The sequence below is a fragment of the Pseudomonas emilianonis genome (assembly GCF_023072625.1).
GTDB lineage: Bacteria > Pseudomonadota > Gammaproteobacteria > Pseudomonadales > Pseudomonadaceae > Aquipseudomonas > Aquipseudomonas paraveronii.
In genome coordinates, this window is sequence record NZ_JAKNRV010000138.1 from 1 (window position 1) to 12,882 (window position 12,882).

Sequence of the window (12,882 nt, forward strand, 5' to 3'; positions counted from 1 at the left end):
CCGGACTTGACCCAAGCCCTGCTCAACCTGCTGAACAATGCCGCCGATGCCTGCCCCGAAGGCCTCGAAGTGCAGTTGGACTGGAATACCGAAGACCTGACCATCAGCATTCGTGACCACGGCGCCGACGTGCAGCATTACGCACGCCTGGACGTCAGCCGCAACACCAACCACAGCTACATCGACCGCGACCAGCGCGACGCCTGGAGCGTAGCGTTTTCCCTGCTCAGTGACCTCACCCCCAACCTGTCCCATACCCTGGCCCTGGAATACCAAGACGAGCATGAAGACAGTCCGTACTGGGGCACGCCGGTGCTGAACCCGAAGGCCGGCGAACTGAAGATCGATAAACACAACCGCTTCAACAATTACAACGTCGCCGACGGCCGTTACGAACAGCGCACGCTTTGGGCGCGCTCGATCATCGACTACCGGATCAACGACAGCACCACGCTGAAAAACACCCTGTATCACCTCGACAGCCAGCGCGATTACCGCAACCTGGAGACCTACCAGTACAACGCCGATAACAGCGCGGTGAACCGCTCAACCGCGTATCAGGTGCGTCATCAGGGCGAGCAGAATGGCAACCAGTTCGAACTGCGTCACGACGACTGCGTGTTCGGCCTCTCCACCACCTGGTCCTGGGGCTTCGAATACAAGGTCAACAGCACGACCAACAGCCCGCTGAGAGCCGCAGGCAACAGCACGGTCGATCCTGACCACTACGACCCAGGGCACTTTTACGATATCCCTGGCACCCGACCGGGCTTTATCAGGGACAAGACCAACGAGGTCACCACCAAAGCGCTGTTCGTGGAAAATCGCCTGGGCCTGACCGATAAGCTGACACTGCTGACGGGCCTGCGCTACGACGCCATCGACCTGGATGTCACCAACCACGGCGCGATAACCGCCAGCAGCCCACGGCACTTCACGCGCAATTGGGAGCCGGTGACCGGACGCGCAGGCCTGACCTACCAGTTCATCCCGACGGCCAATGTGTACGTGCAATACAGTACGGCCGCCGAACAGCCGAGCACCACCACCCAGGTATTCGACGTGTCGACCGGCAAGCAATGGGAAGTGGGCAGTAAATTCGACTACCTGGACGGTCGCGGTTCGGCCACCGTCGCCGCTTACAAAATCGAGCGCAAGGACTTTGCCGTCACCGACCCGTTGGACCCCATCAACAGCATCCCGGTAGGCGCGCAGTCATCCAAAGGCATTGAGTTGGCCAGTTCGTTACGCATCACGCCGCGACTCCTCGCCGAAGGTAACTTCGCCTGGGTGGATGCCGAGTACGACGAGTTCAATGAGAAAATCGCCAGCGGCGCGGTGGTTTCGCGCAAGGGCAATACGCCGACCAACGTGCCCAAGCGTGTCGGCAACCTGTGGCTGACCTATGATTTTTCCGAGGATTGGCAAGGCGGTGTGGACGCGCGATATGTCGCCCAGGTGTATGCGGATAACGCCAACACCCAGACAGTGCCGGCCTACACCTTGTTCGGAACATTCCTGCGCTACCGGGTGGACGCCCACACCTCGGTGACCGGCCGCGTGCGCAACCTGACCAACGAGGTGTATGCCGAGTTCGCCCATGTGTCACCGGCGTATTACCTGGGGGCGCCACGGACGTTTGAAGTGGCGGTGCAAACCCGCTTCTGACCCTGCAATACAAACCAATGTGAGAGCGGGCGTACTGTGGCAAGCCCGCTTCCACATGCTTGATCTGCGTTCCGCAGCGAGATGGGCCGCTATTTCAGGCTGGCTTCAACCTTCTGCGCCACATCCTCCGTCAACCATGCCTTCCACACTTCAGGATGCGCCTTGAGGAACGCCAGCGCGACGTCCCGTGGCGCCGTGTGATTCTCGCTCATGGTCGCCAAGGCTTTGTTCAGCGGCTCAATCGGAAACTCGACCTTTTCGAAGAACCCGGCAATCTGCGGATGTTCTTTCTGGAACGGTGTGGACACCCCAATACTCAACTTGGACGCCAGAGACCGCGTCGGCTTCGGATCGGGATTGTCCGCATCCGTCAGCGTCTTCCACGCCTGTGCATCAAACGGCGGCTCTTCCAGTTGGATCAACTTGTAGCGCCCCATCAAGGGCGTCGGTGACCAGTAGTAGAACAGCACCGGCTTGCCACGACGAATCGAGGAGGCAATTTCGGCATCCAATGCCGCCCCCGAGCCACTGCGGAAGTTCACATAGCTGTCGTCCAGGCCGTAGGCCTTGAGTTTCTGTTTGTTGACCACTTCCGAGGTCCAGCCAATGGGGCTGTTGAGAAAGCGCCCTTTGCCGGGGGATTCGGGGTCCTTGAACACGTCCTTGTAACGCGCCAGGTCCGCGACGCTTTTCAGGTCTGGCGCCAGCGGCTTGAGGCCTTTGGCAGGGTCGCCCTTGACCACGTACTCCGGCACCCACCAGCCTTCGGTGGCGCCCTTGACCGTATCGCCCAACCCGGCCACTTTGCCTTCGGCCTCGGCCTTGACCCACACCGGACTACGACCCGCCCATTCTTCGCCGATCACCTGGATATCATTCTTCGCCAGGGCGGTTTCCAGGGTGATGGTGGTGCCGGGCAAGGTGTCGGTAGGCAGGTCATAGCCGTTCTCGACGATATACCGCAGCACTTCGGTGATCAGACTGCCGCTTTCCCAGTTCAAATCGGCGAAATGCACAGGCGCCTGCGCAGCCGAAACGGGCAACGAAGCCACCGACAGACTCAAGGTCGCCAGGGACGCCGCCAACAGGGTTCTCAATCCTTTCATGCCTTTGCACCTCACGTGTTCGCAGCAAAAACGGACGGCTTTGCCGCCAATGCGCGAAGCCTCTGAATAGTTAAGTCAACTCAACTGTAGTAGAGGTTCCCGGAGATAAAGGCTGTTCGCTGTACGGAAGGGTTATTCGCTGGCCTTGAAGGTCACCAGTTCACCCTTGCGCCACTTGGCGGCCTTGCCGGTCACGGCCTTGAGGGTTTTGGTCAAGCCTTCCTGCAATTGTTCGTTGGCGGCAAACACCAGCATCACGTTGTGACCTTCCTTGAACACAATGCCCTGGCCTTCCGCCGAGGAAACAAAGGCGTAGTCGCCCAGGCCATACACCGTCAACTTGATATCGCGGAACTTCAATTCAAACTTGCCACCTTCGCGACTGGGCAATACCGCTGCGCGAAAATGATCGCCCACCTTGAGTTCAAGGCGCTGTTTGTCATCCACCACCAATGCCGATTCAGTATCGATCTCGGCGATGTAGATGCCTTCCGGTGTTTGTTCAGTGATGTAAACAAAACGGGATTGAAACTGTTTGACCAACTTTGCGCGCAAATCACCCAGCACGAATAACGCGTGCATATCCAGATTACTGACTGCCAAGGAAACGCCCCCACATCAAAAAAAGCACTGTCCGCCGGGACGGGCAGCACAAAAAAACGGCCTTAACGGCACGCTCACACAACACATTTATTAAAAAACCTGAAAAAACGCCCCCTGCGCTGCCGTAAGACCGATACAGGCATACACGATAGGCCTTATGCAGGCCATCGATCTTCACAGCAAATCACAGGTTTAACGGCCCGAGAAGACGGGTCGACCAGCTTCAGAGAATAACCCAATTAGAAAACGCAGTTTCCGACAATCTGCACAAAACAAAATACCTGGGTATGGAACCGAGTGCCGACCGCTGACGACAATACTAAAACAGCAACACGGGTCAAAACCACCCGTTTCGCCGCTGGCGGGCCAACCAGATCGATCGACAGGAGCTGACCATGCAACGACGTCAACACGACGCTACGTCTTCCGGCACTCATTCATCCTATCAAGACGAGCGCCAATACTACTGCTTGCAAAGCCATAATGGGTACTCGAACTCCGTGCTTTATCAAGTTGTGCCCGCCGGCCGGAACTTCTTTCATATTCTGGAAGTAACCAGCGGCAGGATCAAAGGCTTTCGCAGCAACCATATCCGCGCCTGCGAACTGGCAAAAACCCTCGAAGCCGCACTGCACGCCCCTCACGGCGGGATCGTTTCGTCACCTGGATGACTTTACCGCGCCGCCGCCCCTCAACAACTGCCATACTGGTCCGTCGATTGAAGTTTGCCCCCTGCGGGTCAGGTTTCATCAGTGCAGTTACCTTGAAGGGAAGGTTATACGTGACGGAATTTGATATTGGCGAATTTTTTATCCATGGCGAAGCCAGAGAAGTAGACGGTGAATTCCAAGCAGTTATCGTAATGCGTGCCAAGCCCCCCTTGACCACGATCACAATGCACCAAGTGGAAAAAGATCGTTGGTTCAAGACCGCAGACACCGCCGACATCGCGGCAAAAGAAGCCGCCAAGGCACTCAAGACTGCGGTGGACTCAGGGGCACTGACCACCTAAGAATCCGATCGAACTCTACTGCGCGAAAAACCTCCGATGCATATCCCCCCAAAACCGCACGGAGAACAATATGGACGCGCCAGTACCGACCCTTGAAACCCTGTTTGATCAACTGGGCCTGGATTCCACCCCGAAGGCCATCGATGCGTTTATCGCCGCGCATCCTTTGGCCAACGACGTGAAGCTGATCGACGCGCCCTTCTGGGCGCCCCAACAAGCTCAGTTGCTCAAGGAAGAGCTGCGTGAAGACGCCGAATGGGCAATGGCCGTGGATGAACTGAACCAGCGTCTGCACCAAGCGCAATAACGCCCCTCAATGCAGGCTGTCTGACTGTTCCATGCGCAACAGCGCTTGCCAGGCGGCCCTGCACTCCTCGGCTTCATCACGGCTGGCGAAGGCCGTGCCACGCTGTTCACCGTTGAGCAGCACGACCCAACAAGCCTTTTGACCCCGCGCACGCAGGGTTTCGGGTACGCCACTGCCAATCATCACAGCGACATCGACTTTGTTTTGCATGGAGCTTCTCCGCAGCAATCGTTAGCTGACTAACAACGTCGGCCATGCTACGTTTTTCCTCCGGTCAGAAAAAGCTATCCCCTGAATAGTTCCATTGCATAAACCGCAACAATACTCAGCGCTTGGCCTTCGTGCTTTCGGGTTTATAGCCCAGGCGTAACCCACCCCAATGCCGGCCCTTGACCATGATCGGCACCGACAAGTCGTGCATCAGCTCGCCTGTATCGCGGGTGTAAGTCTGCAGCAGCACCGCTTGCTGATGGCTGCCACAGCGAATCCCGGTACGGTCGTCGAACTTGCGTTTGGTGCGATTCTGTAAGGCGTCCACCTGTGCGTCGCCAGTCAACGGCTGGGAAAACGCCTTGTTGTGTGTCGGAACATACCCCTGCTGCGTACAGGCGATGGCAAATACCAGGCCCTCATGGCGCGGCAGCAGCGTCTCTTGAATCGCTGGCAATACCTGGTCGGTGTAGCCATCAAAGCGCGTGTGGAACTTGCTGGGGCGGGTGTTGGGGATCGACGTGTAGCTGCGGTCAAACAGATCCTCCAGGCTGATACGGTTTTGCAGTACATCCGCCTCGAACTGTTCGGCAATGCGGCTCGCGCCTTCGCGGGCGAGGTCGTAGATGCGTTGGTGATAGTCATCCAGCCCGACTTCAGCCAGGCGTTCGCTGATGGTTTCGGCCTGCCCTTCCATTTGCACGGCGGCATCGGCCAATTGACGGGTTTGCTCGTCGCTCACCGTCAGGTCGCTGCGCATTTGCTCCACGGCATGGAACAAGCTGTCGAGTTGGGCCCGGTTGGTATCGGTGCCCTGGGCGATTTCGTTGACCTGCCCTTCGACATCCGCCGCCAGGCTGGCGATGTTCTGCAACTGCTCACCCGCGTGCTCCACCTGCTCCACACCGGTTTGCAGGTCTGTCGACAGTTGGCGAATCTGTTCCACCACCTGGCCCGTGCGTTGCTGGATATCGGCGACCATTACCCCCACTTCCTCGGTGGCAGTTGCAGTACGACCGGCCAGCCCGCGGACTTCATCGGCCACCACGGCAAACCCGCGCCCATGCTCGCCGGCACGCGCGGCTTCGATGGCGGCGTTCAAGGCAAGCAAGTTGGTCTGGCTGGCGATGGATTGGATCACCAGGGTCACACGCTGGATTTCCTCGCTGCGCTGGCTCAGGGCTTCAATCATCTCGCGGCTGTCATTCGCACGTTGGCTGAGCTGGTGCATGCGGGTGATCGACTGGGCCAGCACTTCGCGGCCCTCGGTGCTGCGCTGATGCGCCTGGCTGGCAGCACCCAGTGCCTGACGGCTGAGTTGGGAGGTGACTTGTTCGGTGCTGATCATCACTTCGGCGCTGCTGACGATCTGTTGGGCGGCGCTCAACTGCGACTGCAAGCGAGCCGCCAGTTGCTTGACCGAATAGGCCACGCCGGCCGCCGACAATGCGTTGTGGCTGGTGGTATGGGACAGGTCGCGGGTCAGGTCGCCAATGGCATCGGCCGCTTCAGACGGCGCCGCGCTAGGCGTGCGTTTTTTCAGGCGGGGCAGCCAGATCACCAGCAAGGCCAGTGTCAGGCAGAGATAAATCGGCAGGCTGGCAAACGCAAGGCCCAGCAGGACCAGCACCAGGGCGGTGCTCTGCAAGAGCGGCGTCAGCCAGCCGGGCAACCCGCTCACCATCGCTTGCGGTGGCACTGCTGCGCCCACCAGAGGTCCGTCCCCAGCCATCTTCGTCACCCCACTGCTTGTCATTATTGTCTCTGCATTAAACGCCACTATCCGGCCATTATCTATGGGCCTTTAGTGGGGGAGCTTGCAGCAGATCAATAGACCGGGCGTAACGGGTATTTTCCCTGGGGAGCGCAGTACTCGCCCCCCCGGCTTCAGCGCATCAGGCTTGGCGCTGGTGCTTGTCGATCTGCTCGTGGCGCTCTTGCGCTTCGATGCAGTACTTGGTGGTCGGGCTGATCAGCAAGCGCTTGAGGCCGATAGCCTCGCCGCTGTCATCGCACCAGCCAAAGGAATCTTCCTTGATGCGCTCCAGGGCGCGCTCAAGCTGCGGCAGCATGCGCTGGTCGCGATCAATGGCATTCACCAACCAGGTGCGCTCTTCTTCCACGGAAGCGGCATCCGCCGGGTCTGCCGGGGTGTCCAGGCTTTCAATGGCGATGCGGTTCTGTTCGATGCGCTCGTGGTGTTCCACTTTCATGTCTTGCAGCAACTGCTCAAAAAAAGCGTGCTGTTCGGCATTCATGTAGTCATCCGCCGGCATGGCCAGCAACTTTTCCTTTGTCATTGATATCTCTATAAAAAATACGTGCATTAAGGCGAATAAGGGAGCGTTCCGGTCGACCTCTGCAGGTCTCGGAAAGGCGCCATCCATTCCAAGCGCCACCCGGCACTCAATTTACGAGGGGCGGCAGTCTAAGGCCGACTTGAGGGCGCAGCAACTGAAAAGACAGGCATTTTTCCAAGATAACCCCCAAAAGCACCAGGACGGGCTCGGCGAATGGTTATCGGAGTGCGTTTATAGCAAGAAATTCAGTGTTGTGGAGCTATATAGAAGACAAACGGTTAGATCTGATGAGCGCAGGTCTAAATGTGGGAGGGAGCTTGCCCCGGATGACGGAGTGTCAGTTGACACCTACTTGACTGATACACCGTCATCGGGGGCAAGCCCCCTCCCACATTTTGCACTGCGTCAGCGCTTTAGCTTGCGCTTGTTGCGATATTGGTCGATCACCACCGCCACCACGATAATCAGGCCCTTGATAATGTCCTGGATATACGCGTCGACCCCGACAAAGGTAAACCCGCTGGCCATCACCCCAAGGATCAGCGCGCCGATCACGGTGCCGGTGATGCGCCCTACCCCGCCCGCCAGGCTGGTGCCGCCGATCACAGCGGCGGCAATCGCATCCAGCTCGTAGGACATGCCCATGCCGGCCTGGCCGGTGGCGGCACGCGCCGAGGCCACCACACCGGCCAGGCCTGCCAGGAGCCCGGCGATGCTGTAGACGATGATCAGGTGGCGCTTGACGTTGATCCCCGAGGTGCGCGCCGCCTGCATATTACCGCCGATGGCGTAGGTGTACTTACCGTACTTGGTGTAGCGCAGGGCAATATGGAAGATCACCGCCACCACCAGAAAAATGATCACCGGCATCGCCCCATGCCCGATGGCCGTGTAGGAATCCGAGAGCATGCTCACCGGCTGGCCTTCGGTGTAATAACGCGCCAGGCCACGGGCCGACACCATCATCCCAAGCGTTGCGATAAACGGCGGGATACCGGTCACCGCGATAATGCTGCCGTTGATCGCCCCCGCCAGAAGCCCCACACCGAGGCCAACCGCGACCGGAATCCACACCGGCAGGTCGGTCAGCGACGGAAACACCGCACGGGAAAAATCGGATGTTTGCGCAAGACTGGCAGCGATCATCGCCGATAACGCAAGGACAGACCCGGAAGACAGATCAATGCCCGTGGTGATGATCACCTGGGTCACACCAATGGCCAACAGGCCGATGATCGACACTTGCAGGATCATCAGCACCAGGCGCTGGGAGTTCATCAGGAAGCTCTGGTCACGCACAATCCAGCCGAACACTTCAAACACCAGGCCGATGCCGATCAGCACCAGCAAGATGCTCAGCTCCGTCGGCAAGCGTCGACGGCGCTTGACCGTTGCCGTGGCAGGCTTGTTGTCTGTTATTGCATTCATAGCCAATCACCTTTTTATTCTATGGCGCGGGCCAACCGCGGGCCCGCGCGGCTGTTCGTCAGTGGATCGCGGTCATACCGGAGGCCAACTGCATGACTTTTTCCTGGGTCGCCTCTAAGCGGTCCAGGGTGCCCATCAGTTCGCCTTCATGCATCACCATCACCCGGTCGCTCATGCCCAGCACTTCAGGCAGCTCCGAGGAAATCATGATCACCGCCATGCCCTCGCTGGCGAGGAAAGAAATCAGACGGTAGATCTCGGCCTTGGCGCCGACGTCGATGCCACGGGTCGGCTCATCGAGAATCAGCAGGCGCGGCTTGGTCATCAGCCAGCGCGCCAGCAGGGCTTTTTGCTGGTTGCCACCGGACAACGTGTCGATGCATTGCTCCAGCGAAGGAGTCTTCACCCGCAGCTTCTTGCACATGTCTTCGCACAGCGCACGCAGGGCTTTCTGCTGAATAAACCCGTTGCCCGAATAATGCGGCAGCACCGCCATTTCCATGTTCTCCAGGACCGACAGGCACGGGAACAGCCCGCTGAGCTTGCGATCCTCGGTCAACAGCGCAAAGCCTTTGTCGATGGCCATGTGCGGGTCGGTAATACGCAGCGCCTTGCCATCGAGGGTTATCTGCCCGTGGGTGCTTGGGGTGATGCCGAAAATGGTTTCCGCAACGTTGGTGCGGCCCGAGCCCATCAACCCGGCGATGCCGAGGATCTCGCCGGCATGCAGGTCGAACGAGACGTTGTTGAACACGCCGTCCAGGCCCAGGTCGCGCACCGACAGCAGCAACTCGCCGATGGGCGTTTCGCGTACCGGGAACAACTGGCTCAGTTCACGACCGACCATCATCGAGATCAGGCTGTCGCTGTTCATGCTGTCGGCGCGCTGCAGGCCGATGTACTGACCGTCACGAAACACCGCCACTTCATCGGCGATGGCGAACACTTCATTCATCTTGTGCGTGATGTAGACGATGCCTTTGCCCTGGGCCTTGAGGTCGGCAATGATCGAAAACAGGTGGGCGACTTCCTTCTCGGTGATGGCGGACGTCGGTTCATCCATGATCAGGATGTCGGAATCGTAGGACACCGCCTTGGCAATCTCGACCATCTGCCGCTCGGCGATACTCAGGTTGCCCACATGTTCCTCGGGGTCAAGGTTGATGCGCAGGCGGGCGAGCAAGTCGGCGGTGCAGCGGTGCATTTCGCGGTGGTTGACCATGCGCAGGCTGTTGAGCTGCTCGCGGCCGATCCAGATGTTCTCGGCGATGCTCATGTGCGGCATCAGGTTGAGTTCCTGGTGGATCATCGCGATCCCGGCCTTCTGCGCGGCCAGCGGCGTCTCAAACACAATCGGCTTGCCACGCAGGCGGATTTCGCCGGCGTCGGGCTGGTAGATGCCGGCGATGATTTTCATCAGCGTCGACTTACCCGCGCCGTTCTCACCCATCAGCGCCAGCACCGAGCCTGGGCGCACGCGCAGTTGCACATCGGCCAGGGCCACCACACCGGGAAAACCTTTGCTGATGTTGAGGATTTCCAGCAGGTAGGGTTCTTCCAGCAGTGAAGGCTGGATACCGGGAGGCTGCGAGACAGTGGCTTGAGCAAGCATAGGACGGTACTCCATCGGCAGGGCGGGCACGACCGCCCTACCGGCTTATTGTTGTGATGGTGGGGCTACTTGAAGTCTTTGACGTTGTCCGGGGTGATCAGCTTGAACGGGATGACAATGTTCTGCTCGATCGTCTCCTTCTTCGCCATCTTGCGCGCCGCCTCCACCGAGCCGACCGCCTGACCGTTGGCGTCCTGGAACACCGACACGGTCATTTCGCCTTTAGTGATCGCATTCAAGCCGTCCGGCGTGCCGTCGACCCCCGCAATCAAGATGCTGCCCGGCTTGGTGCCGGCCGACTTCAACGCCATGGCGGCGCCAATGGCCATTTCATCGTTATTGGCCAGCACGGCATTAAATTCGCGGCCCTGGGTCAACCAGTCGTTGACCAGGGTCATCCCGCGGTCACGCAGCCAGATACCGGTCTGTTCCTGCTCGATCTGGATCTGCGGGTACTTGGCCAGGATTTCTTTAATGCCCTTGGTACGGTTGGTGGTGGAGTTGTTCGCCAAGTCACCGAGCAGGATCACGACCTTGCCCTTGCCGCCGAGTTTTTCGGCGATGTATTGCATTTGCATGCGGCCGGCCTCTTCATCATTGGAGGTCACGGCGGCCACGCCTTTGGGCAGATCTTTCTGGTCCGGTCGGCGGTTGACGTAGACCAGCGGAATACCCGCCTCGAGCGCTGACTTGCTGATTCGCGCCGTGGACGCCGTGTCCACCGGGTTGACAATGATCGCATCGACCTTCTGGCTGATGAAGTTCTCGACCTGGCTCAGTTGCTTGACCACGTCGGCGCGCGCGTCTTCGAACTGCAACTGCACACCATCGCCCTTGGGATAGGACTTGGCTTGCTTGTCCATGTACTCACGCACGTTGGTCAGGTAGGTGTCATCGAACTGCGACATGCTCACGCCGATCTTCAGATCGGCAGCTGCAGCAAAACCGCTGGCCAGCAGCAGGGACAACGCCAGCGCGGTAAAACGGATCGGGGTCTTCATGAACGGTCTGTCTCCACTTTCTTGTTGGTTTTCTGGACGTAGCGTTTATCAGAGCGAGGATGACGGCAGGCGGACGACCGGTGCCCCCGGAATGCAGCACACCAGGGCGCCTTGGTTTTCGACGCACAGCACATTAAGGAAGGAAAAGTAAAACGGCCGGGCGCGGGGCAGACCGCGTGGCGTGTGGGCAGGGCGTAAAACTCGCAGTACAGCGTTGAAGATTTTCATCTGACGGTACCTGGTTGTTTTTGATCTTGTTTTTGTTGAGTCGCCGGAATCGAATCCGGACGTACTTTATGCAACCTGGAAAAGACTTTATTGGAAAATAATTTCTATATCAACATGTTTTAGAATTTAATTCTATTTCCATTAAAACCACCTGCTGCCGCTCGGCGCTCAGGCGTGCAGCGTCCAGGACACGGGTGGTTTCCAGCGCCTCATAGGCGTCCACCGGCAGCGGCCCCTGCCCTTGCACGGCGGACTGCAACTGGCGATAGAACTGCGTCCAGCAGCCTTTCTCCGACGGCACACGCTCGCGCTCCGAACCTTGTTCGAACCAGCCCCAGCGGCGGTGCTCCTCAAAGCCCCAGTGCTCGCCCTCGGTTTTGGGCGACTTGCCGGCCATCAGTGCGTCTTCCTGGCCGTCCAGCCCTTCGATGGTGTAGCAACCCAGGGTGCCGCTGACCCTGAAGCGCGGTGCCGGGCTGTTCTGCAAGGCATTGCCCCACAGGTGGGAAATCACCCCGTTGCGGTGGGTCAGGGCAACAAAGAAGCCGTGGTCGACGCTGGGGTGTTCGGCGCTGTAGTGCAATTGCGCGAAGACCCGATCCACCGGGCCGAACAGTTGCAGCGCCTGGTCTACCAGATGGCTGCCCAAGTCGCGCAGCCAGCCGCCGCCGCTGGCATTGCCCACGGCTTGCGGGCTGAAACGTTCGACGCAGGATTCAAACCGCGTGACAGCACCCAGGGCGCCGGCGTCGATCAGTTTGCGCAAGGTCAGGAAATCCGAATCCCAGCGCCGGTTCTGGTAGACGCTGAGCAACACGCCGTGGCGTTCGGCCGCAGTAATCAGCGCCTGGGCCTGTTCGGCGTTGGCGGCAAAGGGCTTGTCGCTGACGACGGCGACACCGTGCTCAATGGCTTCGAGTACCAGTGCCGGGCGCCCTTTAAGCGTGGTGGAAATCACCAGCGCATCGACGCCGGCCTCGACGATCTGACCGATGCTGTCAAAGGCTTTAACCCCTGGAAAATCAGTGCTCAACTGCTGGCGGCGCTCGGGTGAGCGAGTCACCACGCCAACAAAAGTAGCGCCTGGCAGGGTTGCAATCAGCGGCGCATGAAAAAAGCGCCCTCCATGGCCATAGCCGACTAGTCCAATTCGCATACATTCACTCCTTCATTTGAAGTGCACACCCAATCCAACTGTGGGAGGGGGCTTGCCCCCGATGGCGGTGGGTCAGATCCAGATTTATTGGCTGACCCACTGCTCTCGGGAGCAAGCCCCCTTCCACATTGACCGCGTGTTAGCCGTAGAAGCGCGGACGCTCAGGCAGGCTGACGTGGACAATTTGCCCACTGCCTTGCGCTTCGATACACGCATCCGCCGCGACCGCCGCCGCAAACCCGTCCCACGCC

The 12,882-nt window shown here is 59.1% G+C and carries 14 protein-coding genes and 1 pseudogene; 4 read left to right on the forward strand and 11 right to left on the reverse strand.

All coding sequences use genetic code 11. The annotated features are described in order from the left end of the window. Positions 1-1,668: TonB-dependent receptor (locus L9Z73_RS15335; protein WP_247402415.1), on the forward strand; the 1,668-nt coding region annotated here is incomplete at its 5' end. 89 nt (positions 1,669-1,757) lie between these two features. On the opposite strand, the gene L9Z73_RS15340 is transcribed toward L9Z73_RS15335, so the two are convergent. Then, complete coding sequence (locus L9Z73_RS15340) at positions 1,758-2,774, reverse strand: ABC transporter substrate-binding protein (protein ID WP_247402418.1); 1,017 nt, start codon at positions 2,772-2,774, stop codon at positions 1,758-1,760. Positions 2,775-2,906: 132 nt separating this feature from the next. Next, on the reverse strand, positions 2,907-3,356 hold the full coding sequence (locus L9Z73_RS15345; RefSeq protein ID WP_247402442.1) for a hypothetical protein: 450 nt from the start codon (positions 3,354-3,356) through the stop codon (positions 2,907-2,909). Between the two features lie 416 nt (positions 3,357-3,772). Between L9Z73_RS15345 and L9Z73_RS15350 the strand changes: the two genes are divergently transcribed. The 3 genes from L9Z73_RS15350 to L9Z73_RS15360 all read left to right on the forward strand — a co-directional run bounded on the left by L9Z73_RS15350 (position 3,773) and on the right by L9Z73_RS15360 (position 4,696). Then, on the forward strand, positions 3,773-4,048 hold the full coding sequence (locus L9Z73_RS15350) for a hypothetical protein (protein ID WP_247402420.1): 276 nt from the start codon (positions 3,773-3,775) through the stop codon (positions 4,046-4,048). 110 nt (positions 4,049-4,158) lie between these two features. Next, positions 4,159-4,389: a hypothetical protein gene (locus L9Z73_RS15355; protein ID WP_247402423.1), complete on the forward strand. Its 231-nt coding sequence runs from the start codon at positions 4,159-4,161 to the stop codon at positions 4,387-4,389. Between the two features lie 70 nt (positions 4,390-4,459). Further along, a complete protein-coding gene (locus L9Z73_RS15360) occupies positions 4,460-4,696 on the forward strand; it encodes a DUF2789 domain-containing protein (protein WP_247402425.1) in 237 nt (78 codons plus the stop codon). Positions 4,697-4,702: 6 nt separating this feature from the next. Here L9Z73_RS15360 and L9Z73_RS15365 read toward each other — a convergent pair whose 3' ends face one another. From L9Z73_RS15365 to L9Z73_RS15405, 9 genes and pseudogenes are all read right to left on the reverse strand, one after another. Then, complete coding sequence (locus L9Z73_RS15365) at positions 4,703-4,906, reverse strand: hypothetical protein (RefSeq protein WP_247402428.1); 204 nt, start codon at positions 4,904-4,906, stop codon at positions 4,703-4,705. 115 nt (positions 4,907-5,021) lie between these two features. After that, a complete protein-coding gene (locus tag L9Z73_RS15370) occupies positions 5,022-6,662 on the reverse strand; it encodes a methyl-accepting chemotaxis protein (protein ID WP_430624294.1) in 1,641 nt (546 codons plus the stop codon). Positions 6,663-6,801: 139 nt separating this feature from the next. After that, complete coding sequence (locus tag L9Z73_RS15375; protein ID WP_078742055.1) at positions 6,802-7,206, reverse strand: TraR/DksA family transcriptional regulator; 405 nt, start codon at positions 7,204-7,206, stop codon at positions 6,802-6,804. Positions 7,207-7,611: 405 nt separating this feature from the next. Then, entirely contained in the window at positions 7,612-8,634 is a 1,023-nt protein-coding gene (locus L9Z73_RS15380; protein WP_247402430.1) for an ABC transporter permease, read from the reverse strand. A 58-nt stretch (positions 8,635-8,692) separates the two neighbouring features. Next, positions 8,693-10,246, reverse strand: coding sequence for a sugar ABC transporter ATP-binding protein (locus L9Z73_RS15385; RefSeq protein WP_247402434.1), 1,554 nt, complete (start codon positions 10,244-10,246; stop codon positions 8,693-8,695). A 65-nt stretch (positions 10,247-10,311) separates the two neighbouring features. Beyond that, on the reverse strand, positions 10,312-11,247 hold the full coding sequence (locus L9Z73_RS15390; protein ID WP_247402437.1) for a sugar ABC transporter substrate-binding protein: 936 nt from the start codon (positions 11,245-11,247) through the stop codon (positions 10,312-10,314). 48 nt (positions 11,248-11,295) lie between these two features. Beyond that, the gene (locus L9Z73_RS15395) at positions 11,296-11,475 is read right to left on the reverse strand and encodes a hypothetical protein (protein WP_076952495.1); all 180 of its coding nucleotides are present in this window, start codon (positions 11,473-11,475) and stop codon (positions 11,296-11,298) included. A gap of 109 nt (positions 11,476-11,584) precedes the next feature. After that, complete coding sequence (locus tag L9Z73_RS15400) at positions 11,585-12,631, reverse strand: Gfo/Idh/MocA family protein (protein WP_247402441.1); 1,047 nt, start codon at positions 12,629-12,631, stop codon at positions 11,585-11,587. A 139-nt stretch (positions 12,632-12,770) separates the two neighbouring features. Next, a pseudogene (locus L9Z73_RS15405) lies at positions 12,771-12,882 on the reverse strand (inositol 2-dehydrogenase); the annotation flags it as partial.